This is a genomic window from Variovorax jilinensis (assembly GCF_030316885.1).
GTDB lineage: Bacteria > Pseudomonadota > Gammaproteobacteria > Burkholderiales > Burkholderiaceae_C > Variovorax > Variovorax jilinensis.
Genome location: NZ_JASZYQ010000001.1, coordinates 1,186,086 through 1,210,235 on the forward strand (window position 1 = coordinate 1,186,086; position 24,150 = coordinate 1,210,235).

Here is a 24,150-nt window from a genome sequence, read left to right on the forward strand (position 1 = left end):
GCTTTGCCACAAGGAGAATCCCATGACGAGAAAACTGCAGCTGCGCGCGGCCCTTGCCGCCACCTGCGTCACGCTGGCCATGGCCTGGGGACCGGCGCATGCCGCCGACATCCCGCTGGTCACGGGCGAGCACTGGACCACCTCGAGCGAAGCGGTCAAGAAGGCCTACCTGGTCGGATTGCAGAACCTGGCGCAGGTCGAGATCGCCTACCAGGGCGGCAAGCCGCCGGCCGATTCGCAAAGCATCCTGCCGCGCCTGGCCAAGGGCATGCAGGGCCAGACCCTCGACGGCGTTCGCCAGGCCCTCGACCGCTACTACGCGGCCAATCCCGCGATGCTCAAGCGCCCCGTGCTCGACACCATCTGGTTCGAGATGGCGGTGCCGGGCCTGCAGAAGAACAAGTAAGCCAAGGAAGCACCATGAAGAAACTCACTTGCATCGCGAGCGTCGCGGCCGTGCTTCTGCTCGGCGCCGGCTGCACCGACATGACGCCGCGCCAGCAGGGCACCCTCTCGGGTGCCGGCATGGGGGCGCTGGGCGGCGCCGGCATCGCGGCGATCTCGGGCGGGGACGCCTGGACCGGTGCCGCGATCGGCGGCCTGGCGGGCGGCGTGGCCGGCAACATCCACGGCGGACGGCAGCAGCCGCGCTGGTGACGCCCGGGGGCCCGCGAGGGCTCCTAGAGCTCCCGCTCCAGGCCCTGCGTGCGCAGCACGGCCTTGAGCCGACGGACCTCGTGCTCGAGGTCCAGGATCAGCGCCGCGGCGTCGAGCCCGACGCCGAAGTCGCGCTCGAGCCTGCGGGCCTCGAGCGCGCATTGCAGATCCGCGCCATGAAAGCGCCAGTCGTCGGGCCGTTCGGCCGGCGTGCGCGACGTGACGATGCCCACTTCCACCAGCTGGATCACCCAGTCGACGCCCGCGCCGCAGGCATGGGCGAGCTCGTGGGTGGCCAGCGGATGCGAGGCGCTCAGGGTGGTGGTGGTGACGGAAAAGGTAGTCATGGCGATCACACTCCCAGGTGGCGCCGCGGATCGAAAGGCGCGGCCTTGGCGAGCTGCTCGTAGGCCGCGCGCGCGGCCTCGGTGTCGGCCGGCGGCAGCGCGATCTCGAGCAGCAGGTAGAGATGTCCGGGCGGCTTGCCCGGCAGGCCGCGCTCCTTGAGCCGCAGCTTGAGGCCGTTGCGGGCGTTGCGCGGCACCGTGACCTCGACCACGCCGCCGCCCGGCGTCGGCACCTGGACCTGCGCGCCCAGCGCGCCCTCGGTCGGCGTGATCGGCAGCGTCATGTAGAGGTCGCGGTCCTCGATGCGGTAGAGCTTGTGCGGCGCGATCCGGACCTCGAGGTACATGTCGCCGGCCGGCTCGCCGCCGTGCCCGGGCATGCCCTGTCCGGCCAGCCGGATGAACTGGCCCGGGTGCACGCCGGGCGGGATCTTCACGCTCAGCGTGCGGGTCTTGAGCTCGGGCCGGCCCTGCGCGTCGATCTGCTGCGAGCGCAGCGTGATCTCGCGCTCGGCGCCGTTGAGCGCGTCTTCCAGCGCGATCTCGATCGCCGCGTGATGGTCCTCGCCGCGCGCGCGGTAGTTGCGGCGCTGGGCGCCGCGCTGCTCGGCGGCGCCGAACATCGACGAGAAGAACTCGCTGAAGTCGGCATGGTCGGCCGGGCCCTGGTTCGGGCCGCGGTGGAACTCGAAGCCCTCGTCCCATCCGGGCGGCGCCTGGAAGCCGCCCTCGGGGCTGCCGCCGCGCGCCACGTGGTCGGCGAGCTGGTCGTAGGCGGCGCGCTTCTCCTTGTCGCGCAGTACGTCGTTGGCCTCGTTGACGTCGCGCATGCGCACCTCGGCATCGGGCTCCTTGCTGACGTCCGGGTGGTACTTGCGCGCCAGCTTCCGGTAGGCCTTGCGCACCTCGTCTTCCGAGGCGCCGCGTTCGACGCCGAGGATCTTGTAGTAGTCCTTGAAGTCCATGGTGTGTTGCGAGCGGGGTGTTGGAGAAGGGGTCAGGCGATGGCGGCGCCGCCCTCGGTCTGCGCCAGCAGCGCCTCGGCGCGCCAGGCGGTGCCTTCGCGCGTGAAGCGCAGCGGCTGCGCATTGCCAAGCACGCTGGCGTCGATGGGAACGCCGAGCAGTGCGGCAAGCACGTAGAGCGAGCCACCGTGCGCCACCACGAGCACCGGGCCCGGATGCGCGAGGGCGCGTTCGAGTGCGCCGCGCTTGCGGCGCACGAAGTCGGCCAGCGTGTCGCCGCCCTCGGGCGCGCAGGCCCAGTCGATGTCGGCCGAGGAACTGCCGATCAGGGCGCCGAAGTGCCGCTCGCGCAGGTCTTCCATCACGACCGGATCGATGCGGTGCGGCACGCCGACCGCACGCGCAGTGGTCAGCGCGCGATTGAGGCTGCTGCTGACGATGCTGCGGATCGGCTCGCCCGCCAGCAGCTCGGCAGCCCGGGCGGCCTGCGCGAGGCCGACTTCGTTGAGCGGCTCGTCGGCATCCTGGAAGATGCGGCGCGCATTGCAGGCGGTCTGCCCATGGCGCAGGAAGTAGAAGTGGTCGCAGGCCGGCGCGATCGGGTCGGCGGCGGCAAGGTCGGCGAGTTGCCGGAGTCCGGGATTGTTCATCGGGCAGGTTTTCGGTGAATCAGAGAAGCCATTCGATGGGCAGCACTTCGAGCAGGTCGATCCACAGCTTCTTCACGGCGCCCGCGCCGGGCTCGCTGTTCGTGCGGACCTCGCCCTGCGGCGTGCGGTCGATCCAGACCAGCCCACGGCCGTCCGGCTGCATGCGGACCTCGAAGGCCTTGTCGGGGATCACGGTGTCGAGCTGGTTCGCGAGGTGGCCCGCGAGCTGCGGGCTGTCGATGATCACGCCCATCTCGGTGTTGAGCCGGGCCGAGCGCGGATCGAGGTTGAAGGAGCCGACGAAGATGCGCTCGCGGTCGACCGCGAAGGTCTTGGCATGCAGGCTCGCGGCCGAACTGCCCGACCTTCCGCTGCCCGGCAGCTGGACGCCCGAGCGCTCGTCCTTCCCGCCTTCGTCGGGCGGCGGCACGCCGTCGCCGGGCTTGAGTTCGTAGACCCGGACGCCGCCTTCGAGCAGGCGCTGCCGGTACTTCGAATAGCCCGCATGCACCGCGCTGACATCGGTGGCCGCGAGCGAATTGGTCAGCACGCGCACCTGGATGCCCGCCTTGGCCATCGCGACCAGCGACTGCGTGCCGTCCTTGCCCGGCACGAAGTAGGGCGAGACCAGATCGAGTTCGCGCCGGGGGTGCGCGAAGGCGGCCTCGAGCTGCGGCAGCATCTGCAGATCGGCGCGGTCGTCGGGCTCGAGCACCTTCGCCGGGTCGTCGTGGACCACACGGGCCTGGGTCCAGTCGAACGCGAGGCTGCCCTGGCCGAGTTCCACGAGCAACGGCGTCTTGCGCACCGCCTCGAGGTAGCGCATGGCCACGGGGTCGTTGCGAACGCGGTTCCAGCCGGTCACGAGCTCGGCAGCATCGTTCGGGCCGGGCGGCCGCAGCAGGCTCGCGGCGGGATAGGCCGAAGGGCTGTTCCAGAACAGGTCGAAGGCGGTCGACACCTCGCGCACCACCGGCCCGACCGCAAGCACGTCCAGGTCCTGGAAGCCGAGCTCCATGTTGGCGCCGAAGTACTCGTCGCCGATGTTGCGCCCGCCCACGATCGTGAGCTGGTTGTCGGCTGTGAACGACTTGTTGTGCATGCGCCGGTTCACGCGCGAGAAGTCGAAGGCGAAGTCGCCCGCGCGCAGGCCGCGGTTGGCGAACGGATTGAAGAGCCGGATCTCGATGTTGGGATGGGCGTCGAGCGCGGCCAGCATCGGATCGAGGCCCGCGGTGTTGGCGTCGTCGAGCAGCACGCGCACGCGCACGCCGCGTTCGGCGGCATCCCACAGCGCTTGCCACATCAGCTTGCCCGTGGTGTCGTTGCGCCAGATGTAGTACTGCAGGTCGAGGCTGCGCTCGGCGCCGCGCGCCAGCAGGATGCGGGCCGCGTAGGCATCCTCGGCCGATGGCAGGGCACGGATGCCCGACAGGCCGGGGTGCGCGGCCTCCACCTTCGCGAAGGTCTTGCCGAGCGATGTCTCGGCGGTGTTCGCGAAGGCAGTGGTGGGGTTCCGCTGGACCTGCGACGGCAGGCTCGAGCAGCCCGCAACGACGAGCGCGAGGCCGAGCAGTGCCGTTGCCAGCAGGCGGGAGGCGATCGACGACGCAGGAGATGCGATGGGCACAGAGGACACGAATCGATCCGGCTATGGCTGTGCGGCCATTCTAGGCAGGTTGCAGCGCGTGCCGGAGCCGCGCGGCAGCCTTGCTTCTAGAGCTTGGGAATGTGCAGCGTCTTGCTGATCATCAGCGTGCCCGACAGCCCGAACAACAGCGTGAGCGGATGCAGCACCCACGGGCCGACGGCCCAGGCACCGCCCCAGATCGCCTCGCCGATGCGGCCCTGCCATGCGGCCAGCGCGAGCACGCCGACCAGCACCACGCTGGTCGGGATCGGCGTGCCTTCGAAGTACTTGACCTTGTCGGCGCCTTCGGAGAGCGCCTCGGCCGTGACGTTGTAGCGGGCCAGCCGGCTCACGCCGCAACAGACGAAATAGATCAGCAGCACGCAGTCCCAGCCGCCGTCGAGACCGGCCGCGAAGGCCAGCGCCGCGGGCAGCACGCCGAAGGAGATCACGTCGGCCAGCGAGTCGAGTTCGCGCCCGAGGGCCGAGTGGGTCTGGCGCCAGCGCGCGATGCGGCCGTCGAAGACGTCGAAGATGAATGCCGCGGGCGCCAGCGCCGCCGCCCACAGGAAGTGGGGCAGCGACTGGCTGCGCACGTACAGCATCGCGAGGAAGATCGCGCCGACGCCGCAGGCCGCATTGCCGAGCGTGAAGGCATCGGCCAGGTGGAAGCCGCGGATCATCGAGAAATGTTTGCGCGGCGGCCGCGTAGAGCCGGGAGCAGGAGTGGACATGATGGTTCCCGTGAAACTGCGACGCACCTTAGCGCATACCGGGGCCGGCCGGTGTAGTCGCAGTCCGATGCGGCGGGCGCCGCATCGCCGGGTTTCAGTAGGCGAGTTGCAGCGGCGCGCCCTGGCGCTGGGCCTCGATGTCGGCGCGGTGGAAGGGCAGCGGGTGCCATTTGCCGGCCGAGAACATCGGCAGCTGGTCGTAGTTGCGCGGCGAGGCCGGGTCGCTGCTCTGGCCGTAGGTCAGCAGGCCCTGGGCCACCGGGCCGCGCTCGTCGAAGCCCACGGCCTGGATGTAGCTGCTGCCGTAGTTGATGTTGTAGCCCTTGGGATCGATGTAGGACTGGCCCTGGCTCTCGACCTTGTTGAGCACGCCCTCGAACTCGTCGCCGCCCGGGATCGTGACCTTCTGGCCGCGGACCATGCGCGCCTGTACCTCGGCCAGCGGCACGTCGGCCGTGAAGCCCGCCACGCGCACCACGCCGACCGCATCGCCGAGCGCCTTGAAGACCGCGTCGCGCGTGGCCGGCGTCGCCATGTCGAGGCCCGCCGGCGTCACCACCGGGCGCGCCGGGTCGAAGGGCACGCGCCAGACCTTCGGGATGTCCTTGGCCTTGCGCCAGAACTCGCGGAACAGCGGCGCACCCTTCGATGCGCTGTTGCTGGTGCGGTCCCAGCCGGCCAGCACGCGGCAGCCGAGCGCGGCATCGGGCGCCAGCGCGCTGCCCTGGGCGGTACAGGCTGCCGAGAGGTCGTCCATCACGAGCATGCCGGCCAGGTTCTTGTTGCGGAAGATCACGCTGCGCAGGTCGGCCGCGCCCATCTTGTTGCCGGGCAGGCCGTCGCTGCCGGCGAGCCGGCCCTCGATCTCCATGATGCCGCTGCGCGTGCGCAGCCGCTGCGGCGTGTTCGTGAAGCCGACCAGCGGCGAGATGCCGGCCGGCGCCGCGAGCCGCGGGTTGCTGAGCCAGAAGCTGTCGTTGCTGTTCTGCACCCAGTCGGGCGTGACGATCACGGGCATGCGGGCCGGCGGGATCGCGCCGGGATTCGCAGCGGCGCTGTCGCGCGTCCAGCCGCAGGCCGAGCGCGAGCCGTCGAGCACCGGCAGGCCGGCCGCGGCAAGCAGCGCGGCGGCACCGGGCGAGGGCGCGCAGGTCTTGAGCAGCTCGGCCGAGACGTCGGGCACCACCGACAGGTCGGCGTACATCGCATTGCCTTCGCGATCCGCCGCGATGGTGTTGATCCACGGCATGCCCTGGTTGCCCATGGCGGCGCGCAGCTCGCCCACGTTGCGTGCCAGCGCCATGTTCATCCAGCTCTGGGCCGAGCGCGTGTTGAGCGTGTTGACGTCGCGGATCGCGTAGGCCTTGGTCGCGGTCCAGTCGAGGCCGGCGCGCGGCAGCGAGATCACGGGGCCCCATTCGGTGGAATAGAAGGTCTTCTGCGCGGGCGCCGTGCCGGGCGCCGCTGCATTGGCCGGCAGCACGATGGTGCGGGCCGTCATCTTGCGCGGCTGGCCGTCGACGATGTAGGTGGTCGGGTCGTTCGGATCGAGCTTGAGTTCGTAGATGGTGAAGCGCTTGCCGGTCGAGACCGTGTGGGTCCAGGCCACGTCCTTGTTGAAGCCGATCGCCACCACCGGGCTCAGGCCGCCGGTGGCACCCATGACGTCGAGCCTGCGCGGGATCGTCAGGTGCATTTCCCAGAAGCGGTTGGTGCCGACCCATGGGAAGTGCGGATTGCCGAGGACCAGGCCGCGGCCGTCGGGCGTGGCGTTGCGGCCGAAAGCCCAGCCGTTGGAGCCCAGCTCGCCGCCTTCGGGGTTGGCGTTGAAGCTGTGGCGTGCGATCTCGGCCACCGCCTGCTGCAGGTCGACCGGTGCGCTCGAGGTCTTCGCGCCCGCGGCCGGCGGCGTTGCCGCCAGTACCGCGGCGGCGAGCGCGCCGACGCCGCCCTGGATCATCGACATCTCGGTGGTGCGCGACAGGTCGGCCTGGGTCATGGGCCGCACCCAGGGCTTGCCGCGGCAGGCCTCGGGCAGGCCGTTCGGGCCCACGTCCTGCAGGTAGCGGTTGTAGCCCGCGACATAGCCGCGCAGCGAGTCGCGCACGTCGGTCGAGAGGTCGGCCGAGGCCCGCGCGAGCGCGGCATCGTCCATGTGTGAGCGGATGAACAGATCGATCTGGGAATTGGTCGCGCGGCCCAGGCCGAGCTCGCCCATGCCGTCGGGACCCAGGAACTGGGAGCGCTCGCCGCGCACCGTGAGCAGGTGCTCGGCGGTCTGGCAGACGTTGTCCTGTGCATGGGCGTAGCCGACGCCGTAGGCGATGCCCTCGTAGTCGGCGGCCGTGATGTGGGCGATGCCGTAGGTGGTGCGCTCGATGGTGACGTTGCGCGCGCCCGGGGCGGGCGTGCTGGCGCAGCCGGCCAGCAATGCGGCGATGGCGAGGGCCATCGCTGCGGGAGCGCGGGGGCAAGAGAAGTGGACGGTCATGGGCAGGGGGCCGATCGAAGTGGAAACCAGGCGTCGATTACATGGCGAGGCCCGCCTGCCGCGAGGCGGTGCTAACCCGGGGGCGCTGTCGCCAAGGCGTCGTGTTCCTCGGCAATGTGCGCGAAGCGCCCCAGCAACTGCGCCGCGACCACGGTGGCACCGACCTGCTCGCGCAGGGCCTCCGGATCGCGGCCCTGTGCGCGCAGCTCGCCGGCCAGCTGGTCGACGTAGCCGCGCATGATCCCGGCGTCGAATTCGGGATGGAACTGCAGGCCCCAGGCGTTGGCGCCGATGCGAAAGGCCTGGACCGCCTCGAAGTCGTTGCCGGCCAGCCGGACCGCCTGCGCGGGCAGCCGCAGCGCGCTCTGCCGATGCACCACGTGGGCCTCGAAGCGCGCCGGCAGGTCGTGCATCAGCGGATCGTGCGCGGCCTCGGGCGTGAGCCTGACCTCGACCGTGCCGATCTCGATGCCGGCCGGATGGTCGCCGGCAGCGCCGCCCAGCGCATCGGCCAGCAGCTGGTGACCGAAGCAGATGCCCAGCACAGGCGTGCCGTGCGCCACCAGCTGCGCCAGCCAGCGTCCCGTGGCTTCGCTCCAGGCTTCGCGGTGCGACACCATGGCATGCGAGCCCGAGACGATGGCGCCCGAGATCCGGTCGGGCGGCGGCAGCCGGTCGCCGCGGCGCGGATCGAGCACCACGACCGGCAGCCGCGTGGCGCCGAGGCCGTCGGCCATCCAGTTCTCGAAGTCGCCGCGCTCGGCGCGCAGCGGCTCGAAGGTGTCGCCGGTCTTGATGATCGCGAGCGGGCGCGGATGCGTGTTCTCCATCACGCGATGATGCCGGAGTCGGGCCGCTCGATCGCGGCCGCAAGCCGGCGTGCGACCTGCTCGACCAGCGCCTGCCGCTGCGGCGGCTCGCGCCAGCGCAGCCGCGTGCCGCTCTCCCAGTCGGCATGGCTGCGCGCGGGCTGGGCCGCGCGCACGGCCTCGGCCAGCAAGCGCGCGTCGGCTTCGCCCGCCTGGCCAGCCTGGCCGTTGGAGCCGGCCGCGATCCTTTCGATCGCCGCATGGCCGCGCCGCTCGAGCGCGCGCTGCAGGCGCAGCTGCCAGTCGGCGAGAACGAACAGCACGCGGTCCTCGATCGTGAGCTCGCGCAGGTCGCGCAGGCGGTTGGCGAGCTTGCGGCCCAGCGGCCCCCAGCCCTGCGACAGCGCCCCGCCGATGGCGCCGCCCAGCGCGGCACCTGCGCCGAGCGAAAGGCCGGCCAGCGCGAGGTCGGCCACCACGCCGACCGCGGCGCCCACGGCCACGCCCTTGCCGAGCAAGATGCCGGCATCCTTGAGCGCCTCGGGATGGAAGAAGTCCAGCGTCCAGCGGCCTTCGAGCAGCGGCAATGGCGCCTCGTCGGCATCGCCGTCGCGAAAGCCGTACAGCGCGAGCAGGTCGTCGGCGCAGCGCTGGGCCTTGTCGAACACCGACTTCTGCAGTTCGGCGATCAGGCGCGTGCGCTTGGCGGCATCGTCGAAGTCGGCCGCCGGCACGGTGCGCCGCGTGGCCGCGGCATCGACCAGCAGTTCGGCGATGCGCCGGCCGGCGCCGGCGCGCCGCTGAGCTGCCTCGGCCTCGAGGCTGACCGCCACGCGATCGAGCTGCGCGCGGCGATCGCGCAGCAGCGTCGCGAGGTCGCGGTACAGCTCGCGCTCGGCGCCCACGAAGGGCGCGGCAGCATCGAAGCGCACCACCGCATGCAGGCCGTAGGCGGCCAGCAGGGTTTTCCATTCGTCTTCGCGGCTCGCCGCGTCGCGCACGAAGTTGAGCACCGGCAGCAGCGGCCGCGCACACGCGCCGAGCAGTTCGATCTCGGCCCGGAACTTGGGCAGCACGGGTTCGCGCGCATCGATCACGAGGAAGGCCGCATCGACCTCGCCGAGCGCCCGCAGCACCTTGGCCTCCTGCTCGAAGACGCCGTGCGCCTCGGGGCCCTTCAGGAAGCCCGCGATGCGCTCGGGCGGAGTCGCCGACCTGTCCTCGCGCATGTCGATGTGCTCGCGCAGCGCGACGGCGTCCTCGAGGCCCGGTGTGTCCAGGAAGCGCACCGCGGCGCTGCCGTCGACCTGCAGGTCGACCGCCTCGACGTGGCGCGTGGTGCCGGGTCGCGTCGAGACCTCGCCGAAGCTGCGGCGCCGCGTCAGCGTGCGCAGCAGCGAGGTCTTGCCCGCGTTGGTGTGGCCGACCACGGCGATCCGGATCGGCTCGGTCAAGGGGGCTCCTTCGCCAGCGGTAGCGACTCGGCATCGCGGCCGGCGAATGGCGTCGCGAGGCCGGCGTCGTCGCGCCAGCGAAGCCAGGCCTCGCGGCGCTCGGGTGACACGCCGTCGGGATCGGTGCCATCGTCACCATCGCCGACCAGCCACAGCCGGCAATCGACGCTCAGGGCTGCCACCTCGCGCACGAAGCGTTCGGTGCCGCGGTCGGGGCTCGATGCCGCGCGGCAGCCGATCACGGCGCGGCGCGGACGCACGCGCGCCAGCGTGTCGAGCAGTTCGCGCCGCTGTGCCGCGCTGCCGTCGACGCGAAGGGTCTGGCCGGCCTGGAGTCGTGCAGGCGGCCAGGGCAGTTCGGGAGGCAGTTCGAAGCCGATCGCGAACAGCGTGTCGGTGCTGCCATCCGGCGCGAGCGGCTGTCCGGGGCCGGGGGGCATGCGGCCCGGGTCGGCATCGACGATGCGGCGCGGCTCGAGCGCGGCGAAGCGCGCCAGCAGGCGCTGGAAGCCCGGCTCCGAAAGATCGGGTGCGATCGCCTGGCGGCGCAGCGTCCATACCGCGCCGCAGAGCAGCGTGAGCGCAAGCCGCGGCAGCAGGCCGTAGACCACGATGCAGCCCGTGAGCCAGAGTGCCCAGGCGCGCTGGCCTGCGCTCGCGGCCAGCGGCGACAGCACGGCCTGCGCATCGGGCACCGGAAAGCCGAGCCACGAAGGCGCCCGCCCCAGCCATTGCACGCTGTGCACGAAGAATTCGGGCTCGAGGATGGTCGTCTCCCAGTTCAGCGTGTAGTTGCGGAAGGCGAGCGCGAACAGCAGCGAGGCGACCACGACGGCGAACGAGAGCGTCCACACGGCATGGCTCACGAAGCCCAGGGCCCACGGCAGCAGCCGGGCCCGCGCCAGCAGCCGCGAGACCGCACGCAGCAGCAGCGGTGCCTGGCCGTGCCGTCCGCCTGCGACGCGCGCCGTGAGGCTCAGCCAGAGCCAGCCGAATGAAGCGGGGAAGGCGCTGAAGGGCAGCAGCAGGCCGATGAGCCAGAGCGCGAGCGTGCACAGGTGCAGCCCCAGCAGGCTGGCCAGGGCCACCACGACGTTGATCTGCCGCTCGCCGCCGAGCACGTTGCCGGCGAGCGAAAGGCCCGCGATCACGGTCAGTGCCACCAGCCCCAGCAGCACCCAGGGCGCCCACGCCCGGGCGCGGGAGAGTTCGGCCTGCAGGCCCACGCGTTCGCCCAGCGCGCGCGCACGCGCCACGATGCGGCCCCTGCCGTCGCCGTGCGCCACCATGGCCTGTCGCATCGCCTGGGCGTCGTCGAGAGGGCCCGACGTCTCGATCAGCGCGACAGCTTCCGTGATGACCGAGTCTTGCAGCGACAGGGGCAGGAGGAGCGGTGGCGCGGCGGGATTCAACGGCTTCCTTGGCGAGGGTCGGGCATGGCCGGCGCACCGGTTGGAGCGCGAAATTATGCCCGCCGAGGCCCGACCCGGCGGCCCACGAAGAAGGGGCCGCGAATGCGGCCCCGTTCCGGGAGTCAGGAGTACTCGAACTAGGGATAGACGACCGTCACCGTGGATCGGGCTTGAAACGGCCCGCTCGAGATGGGGGCTGCGCTCGTCACCCCGGGCAGTCGCACGTATTGCGCGGTGAGCGGGATGCTGAAGGCCTGGTTGTCCTGTGTCGAGTTGAATGCCAGGGGCGCGCGCGTCGGGATGGTGCTGCCCGTCGGTGCCACGCCGAAGCTGAGAGGATTCGTGTCCTGGTCGTGGAACAGCCGCAGGCCCACCGTCTCCTTGCTTGCGCCGGCCGCCTGCTTGATGAACGGCGCAGCATTCTCCGCGGGATTCGCGACATCGGTGAAATAGAGATTGAACGCCTTGGGCTTCGGGCAAACCGCGTTGAGACGGAAAGCGGCCTGACCCTCGGCGCCCGCTTCGCGTGAACTGCCCTGGACGGCGATCCTGCTCGGCGATGCGGAATCCATAGGCACGGTCTGGTTCAGCGTGGCCTGATCGAAGGTGCAGGTGGGGGCCACCGGTGGCGGCAGCGGCGGAATGGTCGGCAGCGTGGTGTTCAGGTCCGCAATCAGATCTCGTCGGCCGCAGGTGATGCTGGGAGCTTCTTTCATGGCTCCCGATGCCCAGAACGTCGCGCCGCCCTGCAGTTGGAAGCCGCTGAACGAGCCCCCTTCGTATCTGGCGGGATTGGTGACGACCAATACGTAACGGTATCCTTGCGTGTATCTCCAGCCGTTGGCGTAGGTATAGCCGTCCCTGGGAGCAAGCGCGACCTCGGTGAAGAGGTCCCATCCCTGTGCCGCGTTTGAGACCTCGAAGGTCCAACCGTTCATGATGGTGATATAGCCGCCATAGTTCCAGGAGTTGATCGGGGCTCGTCCGCCCCATACGTCCTGCCAGACGATCGCGAGACCAACGCCCGGAATGTTGTTTAGCGGCACGGCCTTCAGGTCGGGGCTGTTACCGGCCCCACGATTCGGGACGGCGACGACAGGGGCACCCCGACTGATGCCACCGCCGAGCTGGAGCGTGAAAGTCCTGCTGAAGGTGCCCGTGTAGCGAACCTGCACGTCCGCGCTGGCAAGCACGTCGCCCACCTTCAAGTCGGAGGAATCGAGTGCGGTGTTCACTTGCCATCCCCTGGCCGGATCGAGGGGATCGGGTACGCACGTGGCTTGCGCCATCACTGCCGAAGTCGAGACGAGGGACGCGAAGCCGATCCCGAACGCAAAAGCCTTGGCGGGCCTCGCCACGAAGCGGCGGGCAGATTCTTTGAGTGATGAAATGCGCATGATCAAGATCCCTGAGTGGAGTTCGAGGCGGGGCTTGCGGCCTTTGCCAATCCCGAGCCATTGCCATTGGCCTTGGGCCGTTCCGGCTCGGCTTGGGCGCAGGACAGCACACTGCGCTGGTAGTTCTCGCCGGCGACCTTGGCAGGCAGGCTGAAGGGGATGCGGCATCCCTTGCCGTCCCAGCGTACGTACAGGTCGCCCTGGACCTGGTCCTTGTCCAGCATGGCCAGCACCCGCCCGCGGGGATCGGTGATGCCCAGGCGCAGGCCGTCGGCCTGTTCGACGATGGCACCGAAAGGCATCGGCGTGCCATCGGGCTGGCTCAGCTCGAACTGCACGCGTCGTCCCACGTTGCTCTTGAAGGTGGCCAATGCCACAGCGCCGCGGCGCGGCACGACCTGCTGCCGTCCATTGTCGAGTTCGATGTCGGCGTCCATCTGCAGGCTGCTCAGGCCGATCCAGTTGCTTCTGTAGGGAACTGCGGAGGGGACCACGGCATAGCCGTTGGCGCCCGTGGCGGCACCTCGATAGGTCGAAAGGGGCACGTCCGGCACGGGTGGATCGATCTGGGCCAGCATGAAGGTCTCGCCGACCGGCAAGCCCAGGTTGAATCCGCCCTGGTGCGCAACGATCGATCCGCTGGCCCCGAAGGTGGCGGTGCCGGAGTGACTGCCGTAGCTGTAGCCTGCGTTCAGCGATGCGAGCGAGGTCTGCGTCGAGAGATATCCCGAGGCCGAGCCGGCGCCGTCGGAATCGCGCCCGGCGTTGATGGAATAGCTGACGTCGCGCTCCACCGGCAGCATGCCGCTGACCCCCGCCAGCGCCGAGGTGCCGGACTTCTGATGGCTCACCGTGGTGTAGGCATTCGGCGTCGAGGGGCCTGGTGCGCCCAGTGGGAACGCCAGGGTCAACGAAAGGAGGTTGTCGCTGTAGCGGCCGTTGAGGTGGCCCGGATCCGCGTTGCGCGAGTGGGTGTAGGCCAGGTTGACGCTGACGTTTCCGAACGAGTTGCTGTAGCCCGCGGACACGCTGCGCGAACCGGACGAGTCCCAGTTCCGGGCATCGGAGGCGCTCAAGTACAGGTTGCCATAGCGGCTGCTCGAACCCAGGTTCTGGTTCAGGTAAACGCTGAAGAGATTGCGGGGGCTCGTGGACGCGGCATCGCGGAACCCGTCGAACCCTTGATAGGGGGAAGCTCCGCCTTTTTCCGCCACGTGACCGCTCAGGGTGCGGAAGTCGTCGCTCAGGCTGCGCTGGACCGAGACGGACAAGTTGGTGGACGACTGTTCAAAGAACTTGCCGTACAGCAGGCGCAGGCTCTCGCCGGTCTTCGTCTTGCCGTAGGTACTGCTGCGCGACTGGGACCCGTCCAGCGATACCGCGCCATACGGCGTGTTGAAGCCCGCGCCCAGCGTGTAGATCTGGTAGCCCGACGAGGCTTGCATGCCGGCCGCCAGCGTCAGATTGCCGGTCAGGCCGTACAGCATGGACGCACTGCCGAACATGGGGGTATCGGTGCCGTAGTAGTTCTGGCGGAACTGACCCACGGTCGCGTCGTACTTCAGGCGGCCTTCGCGCACCATCAGGGGCGGGCTCGAGAAAGCCTGCAGGGTGGTGCGGCGGCGCCCGTCCGCTTCGACGACGGTGATTTCCAGGTTTCCGTTGGAGCCCGACGGGGCGAGATCGCTGATCTCGAATGGCCCCGGCGCCACGTTGGCGGTATAGAGCAGAAAGCCGTTCTGCCGGACTTCGACCGTGGCATTGCTTTCCGCCACGCCGCGAATCACCGGCGCGTAGCCTTGCTCATTGTCCGGGCGCATGGCCTCGTCGGAAGCGATCTGAACGCCACGGAATCGGACCCCGTCGAACAACTGCGAATTGGTATAGGTATCACCCACCCAGAGTTGACTGCTCAGCGAGGTGATGTCGCGCTGCACGTAGGTGTTCTGGCTTCGAAACCGGGTCGACTGCCCAGTGCCGGTGGTCACGAAGCTGTTGTTGTGCAGGTGCCAGCCGCCCATGCTCATGCCGGCGCGCAATCCCAGGCTGCTGTATTGGCTTGACGACGGGAGGGCCGAGCCGCTGGCGTAGCGCGTGTTGTAGTTGTAGTTGAGGGAGGCCGCCGGCACACCGTCGCTCCACAGCGAAGGATCGACATAGCCGCGTCGCGACCGGCTCATCGATGCCTGGGGCACGTTCACGTCCAGCCGCAGGCGCGGGGCATCGTATCGCGCGGTGGCCTGGGGGCTCATCTCGCGAATGCGGTGGCAGGAACCGTCGCCCGTGAGGCTGCCTGCCTCCTGCAGCTTGGCCATGTCCACGCCCATCAGCGTCAGCATGTCGGTGGTGAAGCAGGGCTCCACCTCGCCCGTCGCGGGGTTGGCCGAGAAGGTCACGTCCTGGCGGCCGGCCAGCAGGCTGTTCACGTAGATGTCGACCCGGTAGGTGCCCGCGAAGATCTCGCTGCCGGACAGCAGGGACTTGACGTCCACCGCGGGTCCGATGCCCTGCAGAAATGCGGTGCTGTAGCTGGGCAGCTTCAGGTAGTCCTGCACGCCGAGGTCGTTCATCGCGACCACCGTGGCTTGCGGCTCGGCGGCCGTTCCATTCGCGTCCTTCTTCGTCGTGGTCGGCGAAAGGGTGTTGCCAGCGCCGGCCTGCGCCACGAGCACCGTGTCGCGCACTTGTGCCGATGCAGGGCGCTCGGTCTGCGCCGTTGCGCAAAAGGGAAGAAGCATCCCGAATGCGCTGTAGATGAGGCAGTTCAACGGCGTGAGACGGAACGAACTGGACAAGCGTGCCGGGTTTGATCCGGCCCTGAGTTTCTGCATGGCTATTTTTCTGGCTGGCTCGGTAAATGCGAGGACGAACACATCCCTCGCCGGTTCGCGTGGCGAACCGGTCGTTTCGGCCCCGGGGGGCGCTGGCGGGGTGTGCGGCTAACGGGGGGCGACTACTGCTTGACGCGTGGCACGAAGCTGGCATGCGCCGCCGTGGTGCCGGTCAACTGGGCCTGGTAGGCCTCGCTGCCGCCGTAGTCGTTGATCACCGAGAAGCCGAGTCTGGTGTCGGCCGGATGGCTCTTGGCAGGAAATGTCATCGTTTCTCCGGGGCCGATCATTGCCGCCGAGGAAATGCGTCGGGCTTCGCCGACGGGGCCGAGTTCGATGTTCGGCATCGACACGTTGAAGGCGCTTGGATTCACGACCTTGAGGATCTGTGCGTCACCTTCGTTTTCCATCGACCATTGGAGTTCAGCGGGCGCTTGCGCCGCAGAGCCCGGCAATCCGACGGGACGGAAGAACACCTTGATGCGTTGGCGCACGGCAAGCTGCAGCGCATTTTCGCTATCGGTTTGCTGGGGAACTTCTTGTACGTTGAGCCACAGCACCGATTCCTTGTCGGTGGGCATGGTGCCCTTGCCGCCCGCATAAAGGACCCGCAACAATTGTTGGCCGTTGGCCTGCATCTTGGCGAGTGGCGGCGTGACGGCGAAAGGCAATTCGCCTGAGTCGCCGGGCGTATTGCTTTCAATCCACGACTGAACCAGGATATCTGAATTCGAGTTGCGGACGATGACGTTGGCTTCCTTGTTCGATCCGTCGAACAGGACGCGGGTTGTATTGAGCGAGATTGCCGCGTACGCATTCAGGCTGCCGACGAATGTCAGCGCGATGAATAGACGTCGGGCAATGGCGTGGGTACGAAAGGCGATCAAGATGCAAACTCACAAGAACCCCCCCTCTGCCGGGGAGCGATACGCATGGAAGAGGAGGGGAGGCGCCAATTAGTTGTAGCTCAGCACGTAGCTGGCGGTACCGACGGCGTTGCCGGGCACGACGTCAGCCACGGCCTTACCGAGTTGACGGGTGTAGAAGGCACGCAGATCGATGTTGGCGACGCCCGCGTTCAGCGGCGCATTCAGCGTGACGGGGCCTGCGCTGAAATCCAGTGCGTTGCCGGCTTGCGTCAGCATGATCTGCACGCCTTGGGCGCCGCCGGTCACGCCGATGCCCTTGCCCGAAGCGATGCCCGGGGTCAGTGCGAGCTCGACCGAGGTGCCGGATACGCATTCCAGCGTCAGTGCGACGTCGGTAGGCAAGGCCGTGATGGTGCCGCCGGACACGGTCGGCTGAGCCTCGGTACCGAGCGAGTCGGCCGAGACCGAGCCCATGTCGACCAGCAGGTCGCGGCCGCCTGCGCTGCCGGGGCCGTTCGTGTGGATCACGCAGCTGTCGGCGTTGATCTGGCCTTTGAAGGTGATCGTGCCGGTGGCGCCGACGGTGGCCGCCTGGCTCACGGCGGAAACGCCCAATGCCGACAGAATTGCAACGCTAAGGAAAATCTTCTTCATGATTTTTTATTTCAACTCTAAGAGGGGTAGCAAAAGATAGCGATTGGTCGTGCCGGATTCGGTAGCCATCTCTCTATCTAGGAACGTGCCTTTATCAGCACGAATTGAAGTTTAGGGAGGGGTCTTTCTCATTACTATCAGATAGTTCCGAAAGTCAATTGGCTATGTCAATAAGTGTGCAAATAGCGGAGAAGTCGGGGCCGATATGAATGATTTGCGGCGGCATTCGGGCAACGAATGACGGCGGCGCCGCGCACGGGAGCGAGTACGGAAGCTACCGAAGCCGTCGAGTCCCCCGGCACGGGCGTCGGCGCGAACGCCGGCGGCACGACGGGATTCGCCCGGCTGAAAAAGGGGCCATCGAAGGCGCCTTAAACCTGGATCGGAATGGCGACCTGTGGGGGCGCGAGATGGGTGCCGGCCGAACGCAAGCCGGAGCACCAAGAAAAACGGGGCTGCCAAGCAGCCCCGTGAACCCTCGTCGCGGCGAGGGCAGTAAGGAGGAGAGTCGGTGGTTCAGCGAAGGCCGAAGAACGAAAGCACGGCAACCACGACAACGACCAGACCGACGATGTAGATGATGGAATTCACGGTGTAGACTCCTCTTGTTGAAGACGTGTCTACTGTGCGCCCGGGGGCCGTCTTCCGGATGTCGGCCTTCGTCACCGCGGCCTGTAGGACTCCCATTCGATCGCGTCTCAGGCAGGCATCGGATCGCCGGCCTCGGCTGCGCTTTCCTCGTCGCTGCCGTCGCCCAGGAAGCCGCCGCTCTGGTGCGCCCACAGCCGCGCGTAGAGGCCGCCCTGCGCCAGCAGCGTTCGATGGTCGCCCTGCTCGACCACGCGGCCCTGGTCGAGCACGATCAGGCGGTCCATGGCCGCGATGGTCGACAGCCGGTGCGCGATCGCGATCACGGTCTTGCCTTCCATGAGGCGGTAGAGACTGGCCTGGATGGCCGCCTCGACCTCGGAGTCGAGAGCGCTGGTGGCTTCGTCGAGCAGCAGGATCGGCGCGTCCTTGAGCATCACGCGCGCGATCGCGATGCGCTGGCGCTGGCCGCCCGAAAGCTTGACGCCACGCTCGCCCACGTGCGCCTGCAGTCCGCGGCGGCCGTTGGGGTCGCCGAGCGATTCGATGAAGTCGGCCGCCTCGGCCTGGCCGGCGGCGACGCGGATCTCGGCTTCGTCCGCATCGGGCTTGCCGTAGGCGATGTTGTCGGCCACCGAGCGGTGCATCAGCGACGTGTCCTGCGTGACCATGCCGATGTGCGAGCGCAGGCTGTCCTGCGTGACGCCCGCGATGTCCTGGCCGTCGATCAGGATGCGCCCGCTGTCGAGGTCGTGAAAGCGCAGCAGCAGGTTCACGAGCGTGGACTTGCCGGCGCCCGAGCGCCCGACCAGGCCGATCTTCTCGCCCGGTGCGACCGTGAGCGTGAGGTCGTCGATCACGCGCCGGCCGGCGTCGCCGTAGCGGAAGCCCGCATGCTCGAAGCGCACCTCGCCGCGTGGCACCTCGAGCGTCTTCGCGGCCGGCGCGTCGATCACCGTGCGCGGCCGCGAGAGCGTGTTCATGCCGTCCTGCACGGTACCGATGCTTTCGAACAGGCTGGTCATCTCCCACATGATCCAGTGCGACATCCCCTGCAGCCGCAGTGCCATCGCCGTGGCGGCCGCCACCGCCCCGATGCCCACCGCGCCCTGCGACCAGAGCCACAGCGACATGCCCGCCATGCCGGCCGTGAGGCCCATGCTGAGCGTGTGGTTGACGATCTCGAAGGCGCTCACCAGCCGCATCTGGCCGTAGCCGGTGTGCATGAACTCCTTCATCGCGGCGCGCGCGAAGCCGGCCTCGCGCTGCGTGTGCGAGAACAGCTTGACGGTCGCGATGTTGGTGTAGGCATCGGTGACGCGGCCGGTCATCAGCGCGCGCGCGTCGGCCTGCGCCTTGCCGACCTTGCCCAGTCGCGGCACGAAGAAGGCCAGCGCTCCCACGTACAGGACGAGCCAGACGACGAAGGGCAGCATCAGCTGCGCATCGAGCACCGCGGCCAGCACGATCATGGTGCCGACGTAGACGCCCATCGCGACCAGCACGTCGGCCAGCACGAAGACGGTGTCGCGCACCGCGAGCGCGGTCTGCATCACCTTGGCCGTGATCCGGCCCGCGAACTCGTCCTGGTAGAAGGCCATGCTCTGTCCGAGCATCAGGCGGTGGAAGTTCCAGCGCAGGCGCATCGGCAGGTTCACGGCCAGGGTCTGGTGCTTGACGATCGTCTGCAGCGCCACCACGCCGATGCTTGCGAGCAGCGCGATGCCGAGCCACATCAGCGTCGTGCCGCGCTCTTCCCAGAGGCGCGCGGGCACCTGGTCGCCGAGCCAGTCGACGATGCGTCCGAGCATCGCGAACAGCAGCGCCTCGAAGGCCGACATGACCGCGGTCAGCAGCGCCATGGCGGCGATGCTGCCGCGCACGCCGCGCGTGCAGGCCCACAGGAAGGGCAGCAGGCCGCGTGGCGGCAGATCGGGCTCGGGAGCGGGGTAGGCGGGAAGCAGTTTTTCGAAGAAACGGAACAAGGCGCAGGGTCTCCAGTGAGGCGCCACTTTAGCGGCGCGCGCGAGGCCGTGCATCGGGCGGCGCCGAAGGGCTCACGGCGCGCGCAGCCGTTCGCCGAGAAAGTCGATGAAGCTGCGCAGCTTGGGCGCCATGTAATGCCGGCTGGTGTAGACCGCGAACAGCGTCACGGGCGGCGCCGCGTAGTCGGGCACCAGCCGCAGCAGGCGGCCCGACGCCAGGTCCTCGTCGACCAGCCATTCGGGCAGGAAGGACATGCCGATGCCCGCGCGCACCGCGTGCAGCGTGAGGTTGGTGTCGTCCGAGCGCATCACGGGCTGCAGCTTGAGCGCGGCCTGCCGGCCATTGCTGCCGCGCAGCGCCAGACCCTCGATGCTCACGTAGCTCGGCACGATGGCGTCGAGCCTCGCGAGGTCGGCAGGCAGCGCGGGCATGCCGGCGCGCGCGATGCACGCCGGCGCCGCCACCAGGTGGAACTGCAGCTTGCACAGGGGGCGCGCAATCAGCGCGGGCGAGGGTTCCTGCGTGGCGCGCAGTGCGAGGTCGTAGCCGTCCGCCGCCAGGTCGACCTTGCGGTTCTCGAGGTGCATGTCGACCACGACCTCCGGGCAGCGCTCGCGGTAGCCCGCCAGCACGGCCGCGAAGCGCGGCGTGGCGCACCACACGGGCGCGCTGACCTTGAGCTGGCCGCGCGGCGTGTCGTGGGTCTGGCCGATCGCGCTCTCGGCCGCATCCAGCAGGTCGAGCGCGCGCCGGCTCTGTTCGTGCCAGGCCTGCCCGGCCTCCGTGAGGCTCAGGTGGCGACTCGACCGATGCAGCAGGCGCGCGCCCAGCGACTTCTCGAGCTGGGCCACGTGCTTGCTGACCATCGGCGCCGAGATGCCGAGCCGCTCTGCCGCCGCCACGAAGCTGCCCGATTCGACCACCTCCCTGAAGACGCGAAGACTGGTAAGTCGATCCATGGATGGTTTCCTGTGGGGAAATGAATCGATGAATCCTAGCCTATCGATTTCCTCTTGGGAAATCTCTAGACTTGCCTCTTCAGGAGCCAATCCCACCATGACGACCCTCAGTTCGACCCTTCCGACGTATTTCATCTCGCATGGCGGCGGCCCGTGGCCGTGGATGAAAAAGGAGATGGGCCCGGTCTATCAGCAGCTCGAGGCCGCGCTGGCCGACATGCCGCGCCAGATCGGCCGCACGCCTGCGGCGATCCTCATGGTCTCGGCGCACTGGGAGGAGCCCGCCTTCACGGTGATGGGCAACCCGCATCCGCCGATGGTCTACGACTACGGCGGCTTCCCGGCCCACACCTACCAGGTGCACTACGACGCCCCCGGCGCGCCCGAGCTGGCGCGCCGCGTGCAGCAACTGATCGAGGCCGCGGGCCTGCCGGCCGCCTTCGACGCCGAACGCGGCTTCGACCATGGCGCCTTCTCGCCGATGGCCGCCATGTACCCGAAGGCCGAGGTGCCGATGGTGCAGCTGTCGCTGCGCCGCGGACTCGATCCCGCCGAGCACATCGCACTCGGCCGCGCCATCGCCCCGCTGCGCGACGAGAACGTGCTGATCGTGGCCAGCGGCCTGAGCTATCACAACCTGCGCAACTTCGGGCCGCAGGCGCGCGATGTCTCCAAGGCCTTCGACGACTGGCTCGATGCCTCGGTGGTCGACAGCACGCCCGCCGATCGCGTCGAACGGCTGCTGGCCTGGTCGACCGCGCCCGCGGCGCGCATGGCCCATCCGCGCGAGGAGCACCTGCTCCCGCTGATGGTGGCGGTCGGCGCGGCCGAGCGCGAGGCCGGCGAGCGCATCTACCACGAGGACGACTTCATGGGCGGCATCTCGGTGTCGAGCTTCCGCTTCGGTCAGACGCACGCACAATAGGCGCGTGCCCTATTTCTCCACCTACGATCCCCACGCGGAATCCGATGCGCTGGCGCTGATCGCCCGCATCGATGCGCTCTCGGTCCATCACGATGTCATGCATGACGGCGTGAGGGTGCGCTGGCGCCGCTTCGGCAGCGGCGACGCCGGCCGCCCGCCACTGGTGCTGCTGCATGGCGGCCACGGCAGCTGGATGCACTGGCTGCGCAATGTCGAGGCGCTGTCGGCCACGCGCGCCGTGTGGCTGCCCGACATGCCGGGCTTCCACGATTCCGACGCGCCCTCGACGCCACCGCAGGGCGGGAGCGCGATCGATTCGCTGCTCGGTGCGCTGGCCTCGACGCTCGATGAATTGATCGGCGCGCAGACCGAGATCGATCTCGGCGGCTTCTCCTTCGGCGGCCTGGTCGCTTCGAGATTCGCGCTCGCGCGCGGCAGCGTGCGCCGGCTCGCGCTGGTCGGCAGCGGCGGCCACGGCACGCTGCGCCGCATGACCGTCGAGATGGTCAACTGGCGCGCTGCCGAGGACCGCGACCAGGAGCGCGCAGCCCTGCTGCACAACCTGGGCGCGCTGATGCTGCACGACAAGGCTGCCATCGATGCGCTGGCTTTCGCGATCCACGATCTCTCGTGCCACGGCACCCGTTTTCGCAGCAAGGAGGTGTCGCTCGCGGGTGGCCTTCAGGCGGCGCTCGAGGCCTTCGGCGGGCCGCAGCTGCTGCTGTGGGGCGAATGGGACGTGACGGCCGAGCCGCGCACGCTGGTGCCGCAGCTCGTGGCCGGCCATCCGCTTCGCGAGGGCCTGGTGATCGAAGGCGCCGGGCATTGGGCGCAGTTCGAACGCGCCGACGAAGTCAACGCGCAGCTCCTGCGCTTCCTAGATCGGCAGTGAGCCAGCGTGGCGCTGCCAGAAGGCGGCGTCGGGAAATGCGCCCGCACCGGCCGCGGCGTTGTCGGCCATGTGCTCGGGCCGGCTGGTGCCCGGTATGGTGCAGGTCACCGCCGGATGGCTCAGGACGAACCTGATCAGTACCTGGGCCCAGCTGGTGCAGCCGATCTCGGCGGCCCATCCGGGCAGCGGCTGGTCGCGCAGCCGGCGCAGCAGGCCGCCGCCGCCGAAGGGCATGTTGACGATCACCGCCACGCCGCGCTCGGCTGCCAGCGGCAGCAGGCGTTGCGCCGCCTCGCGCTGGTCGATCGAGTAGTTGATCTGCACGAAATCGAGCTTCTCGGCGCGCAGCACCGCCTCGACCTCGGCATGCGCCGAGGCCGTGTAGTGCGTGACGCCGATGTAGCGCACGCGGCCCCGGTCCTTCCAGCCGCGCAGCGTCTTCAGGTGGGTGCGCCAGTCGACCAGGTTGTGCACCTGCAGCAGGTCGATGCGGTCGGTGCGCAGCCGCTGGAACGACTGCTCCATCTGCGCGATGCCGGCCTCGCGGCCGCTGGTCCAGACCTTGGTCGCGAGGAAGGCGCGCGGGCGGGCGCCCGCGGCGGCCAGCAGGTCGCCCGTGACGGCTTCGGAGCGGCCGTACATCGGCGAGCTGTCCAGCACCGAGCCGCCGGCCGCGAACAGCGCCTCGAGCACGCCCGGCAGGCGCTGGAACTCGGGGCTTCCGGGTGTGACGTCGAAGCCGATCCAGGTGCCGCAGCCGACCACGGGCAGGGCTTCGCGGGTGGCGGGGATGGGGCGGGTGTTCATGCGCGGGACTCCCGGGGTCTGGGCCAGGGCTGGATGGGGCAGGGCGGCGGAGAGGGGCAGGGCAGCGCCGAGGCGCAGCAGCCGTCTTCGGGTGGGGACGGGTGCGCCCGGGTGTTCCATGAGGGTCAATCTATCGCATTCATGGCGGCGCGGACGGCAATGTAAAAAATGATGGCGGGCCCGAAGAATACTGTATAAAAATACAGTCATTCGATCCATCATGGGCCTCCCTTCCCTCGACTCCTTCTCTGCCTCCGCGCGCCACAAGGTCTGGCGCGCGGACGAGCTCGGCCTGGCCGATGCGCAGGTGCTGTCCACGGGCCATGCGGCGCTCGACGCCGAACTGCCCGGCGGCGGCTGGCCGGTCGGCGCGATGACCGAGCTGCTGCAATCCGAGCCCGAGGCGCATTCCTGGCATCTGCTGCTGCCTGCGCTGGCCCGGGCGGTGCAGGGCGGCCGCGGTCCGGTGGCGCTGATCGGTGCCCCGCACGAACCTTTCGGCCCCGCGCTGGGGGCCGCCGGGCTGCCGGTCGAGTCGCTGCTGTGGATCCGCAGCGAGCCGCCGAATGCGAGGCTCTGGGCCTGCGAGCAGGCGCTGCGCTGCGCCGACGTGGCGGCCGTGCTGGCCTGGCTGCCGCAGGCCCGCGTGGGCGAACTGCGGCGGCTGCAACTGGCGGCAGCGCAGCACGAGGCCTTGCTGTTCGTGTTCCGGCCCACGAGCGCCGCGGCCGCCACCTCGCCGGCACGGCTGCGGCTGCAGCTGGCCCTTTGCGAGGACGACACGGCACTGCTCGATGTCCACATCCTCAAGCGCCGCGGGCCGCCGCTGGCCTCTGCGGTGCAGTTGCCGGCACGCAGCGAGCGCATGTCGACGTTGCTGGCCGGGGGGCAGTTTCGCCGCAAGCTGTTGCGCCGCGAGCAGGGTGTCTTGCCGGTCGAGCAAGGCGCGACGGTCGTGCGCATCGATTTCCAGGAGAAGCGCCATGCAATGGATCGCCTTGCGCTGGCAGCCTAGGAATGGGGCCCCCACGCTCCCCACTTCGTGTGGTTCGCTGCCCCCCGAGGGGGCCGCAGGCCGCCTTGGGGCGGCCCG

The 24,150-nt window shown here is 69.2% G+C and carries 21 protein-coding genes; 5 read left to right on the top strand and 16 right to left on the bottom strand.

The features are described 5' to 3' along the window. Positions 1–22: 22 nt before the first annotated feature. Together QTH87_RS05685 and QTH87_RS05690 are read left to right on the top strand one after the other, a co-directional pair. Positions 23–406 carry a hypothetical protein gene (locus QTH87_RS05685; RefSeq protein ID WP_286607578.1) on the top strand — a complete coding sequence of 128 codons (384 nt, stop codon included), beginning with the start codon at positions 23–25 and terminating at the stop codon, positions 404–406. Between the two features lie 14 nt (positions 407–420). Then, on the top strand, positions 421–657 hold the full coding sequence (locus QTH87_RS05690) for a YMGG-like glycine zipper-containing protein (protein ID WP_286607579.1): 237 nt from the start codon (positions 421–423) through the stop codon (positions 655–657). Between the two features lie 23 nt (positions 658–680). On the opposite strand, the gene QTH87_RS05695 is transcribed toward QTH87_RS05690, so the two are convergent. The 15 genes from QTH87_RS05695 to QTH87_RS05765 all read right to left on the bottom strand — a co-directional run bounded on the left by QTH87_RS05695 (position 681) and on the right by QTH87_RS05765 (position 20,433). Next, complete coding sequence (locus tag QTH87_RS05695) at positions 681–1,004, bottom strand: chaperone modulator CbpM (RefSeq protein ID WP_286607581.1); 324 nt, start codon at positions 1,002–1,004, stop codon at positions 681–683. Between the two features lie 5 nt (positions 1,005–1,009). Next, positions 1,010–1,969: a DnaJ C-terminal domain-containing protein gene (locus tag QTH87_RS05700; protein ID WP_286607583.1), complete on the bottom strand. Its 960-nt coding sequence runs from the start codon at positions 1,967–1,969 to the stop codon at positions 1,010–1,012. Between the two features lie 32 nt (positions 1,970–2,001). Continuing rightward, on the bottom strand, positions 2,002–2,619 hold the full coding sequence (locus QTH87_RS05705; protein WP_286607584.1) for a histidine phosphatase family protein: 618 nt from the start codon (positions 2,617–2,619) through the stop codon (positions 2,002–2,004). 19 nt (positions 2,620–2,638) lie between these two features. Further along, the gene (locus QTH87_RS05710; protein ID WP_286607586.1) at positions 2,639–4,258 is read right to left on the bottom strand and encodes a phospholipase D family protein; all 1,620 of its coding nucleotides are present in this window, start codon (positions 4,256–4,258) and stop codon (positions 2,639–2,641) included. A gap of 77 nt (positions 4,259–4,335) precedes the next feature. Beyond that, positions 4,336–4,983 carry a CDP-alcohol phosphatidyltransferase family protein gene (locus tag QTH87_RS05715; protein WP_286607588.1) on the bottom strand — a complete coding sequence of 216 codons (648 nt, stop codon included), beginning with the start codon at positions 4,981–4,983 and terminating at the stop codon, positions 4,336–4,338. Between the two features lie 94 nt (positions 4,984–5,077). Continuing rightward, positions 5,078–7,435 (bottom strand): acylase, encoded by a 2,358-nt coding sequence (locus QTH87_RS05720; RefSeq protein WP_286607589.1) that lies wholly within the window; start codon positions 7,433–7,435, stop codon positions 5,078–5,080. A gap of 110 nt (positions 7,436–7,545) precedes the next feature. After that, positions 7,546–8,304, bottom strand: a complete 759-nt coding sequence (locus tag QTH87_RS05725; protein WP_286607591.1) for a glutamine amidotransferase — start codon at positions 8,302–8,304, stop codon at positions 7,546–7,548. Continuing rightward, positions 8,304–9,737: a GTPase/DUF3482 domain-containing protein gene (locus tag QTH87_RS05730; RefSeq protein WP_286607593.1), complete on the bottom strand. Its 1,434-nt coding sequence runs from the start codon at positions 9,735–9,737 to the stop codon at positions 8,304–8,306. Before QTH87_RS05730 ends, QTH87_RS05725 begins: the two co-directional genes overlap by 1 nt. Then, positions 9,734–11,149 (bottom strand): DUF2868 domain-containing protein, encoded by a 1,416-nt coding sequence (locus tag QTH87_RS05735; protein WP_286607594.1) that lies wholly within the window; start codon positions 11,147–11,149, stop codon positions 9,734–9,736. The genes QTH87_RS05730 and QTH87_RS05735 overlap by 4 nt, the downstream gene beginning before the upstream one ends. A gap of 137 nt (positions 11,150–11,286) precedes the next feature. Then, positions 11,287–12,546, bottom strand: coding sequence for a fimbrial protein (locus QTH87_RS05740; RefSeq protein WP_286608038.1), 1,260 nt, complete (start codon positions 12,544–12,546; stop codon positions 11,287–11,289). A 2-nt stretch (positions 12,547–12,548) separates the two neighbouring features. Beyond that, positions 12,549–15,377 carry a fimbria/pilus outer membrane usher protein gene (locus QTH87_RS05745; RefSeq protein ID WP_286607596.1) on the bottom strand — a complete coding sequence of 943 codons (2,829 nt, stop codon included), beginning with the start codon at positions 15,375–15,377 and terminating at the stop codon, positions 12,549–12,551. Between the two features lie 122 nt (positions 15,378–15,499). Beyond that, on the bottom strand, positions 15,500–16,264 hold the full coding sequence (locus tag QTH87_RS05750) for a fimbrial biogenesis chaperone (protein WP_286607598.1): 765 nt from the start codon (positions 16,262–16,264) through the stop codon (positions 15,500–15,502). A 69-nt stretch (positions 16,265–16,333) separates the two neighbouring features. Beyond that, positions 16,334–16,900 carry a fimbrial protein gene (locus QTH87_RS05755; RefSeq protein ID WP_286607600.1) on the bottom strand — a complete coding sequence of 189 codons (567 nt, stop codon included), beginning with the start codon at positions 16,898–16,900 and terminating at the stop codon, positions 16,334–16,336. Positions 16,901–17,598: 698 nt separating this feature from the next. Further along, positions 17,599–19,473, bottom strand: coding sequence for an ABC transporter ATP-binding protein (locus QTH87_RS05760; RefSeq protein WP_286607601.1), 1,875 nt, complete (start codon positions 19,471–19,473; stop codon positions 17,599–17,601). A 72-nt stretch (positions 19,474–19,545) separates the two neighbouring features. Continuing rightward, on the bottom strand, positions 19,546–20,433 hold the full coding sequence (locus QTH87_RS05765; protein WP_286607603.1) for a LysR family transcriptional regulator: 888 nt from the start codon (positions 20,431–20,433) through the stop codon (positions 19,546–19,548). A 97-nt stretch (positions 20,434–20,530) separates the two neighbouring features. Between QTH87_RS05765 and QTH87_RS05770 the strand changes: the two genes are divergently transcribed. Together QTH87_RS05770 and QTH87_RS05775 are read left to right on the top strand one after the other, a co-directional pair. Next, positions 20,531–21,358, top strand: a complete 828-nt coding sequence (locus QTH87_RS05770) for a DODA-type extradiol aromatic ring-opening family dioxygenase (protein ID WP_286607605.1) — start codon at positions 20,531–20,533, stop codon at positions 21,356–21,358. Between the two features lie 97 nt (positions 21,359–21,455). Further along, positions 21,456–22,250 carry an alpha/beta fold hydrolase gene (locus tag QTH87_RS05775; protein WP_286608039.1) on the top strand — a complete coding sequence of 265 codons (795 nt, stop codon included), beginning with the start codon at positions 21,456–21,458 and terminating at the stop codon, positions 22,248–22,250. Here QTH87_RS05775 and QTH87_RS05780 read toward each other — a convergent pair. Further along, positions 22,236–23,177, bottom strand: coding sequence for an aldo/keto reductase (locus tag QTH87_RS05780; RefSeq protein ID WP_444812743.1), 942 nt, complete (start codon positions 23,175–23,177; stop codon positions 22,236–22,238). The genes QTH87_RS05775 and QTH87_RS05780 overlap by 15 nt on opposite strands. Before the next feature lie 100 nt (positions 23,178–23,277). Here QTH87_RS05780 and imuA point away from each other — a divergent pair, with 100 nt between their 5' ends. Beyond that, on the top strand, positions 23,278–24,072 hold the full coding sequence (gene imuA / locus QTH87_RS05785; RefSeq protein WP_286607610.1) for a translesion DNA synthesis-associated protein ImuA: 795 nt from the start codon (positions 23,278–23,280) through the stop codon (positions 24,070–24,072). Positions 24,073–24,150: the final 78 nt, after the last annotated feature.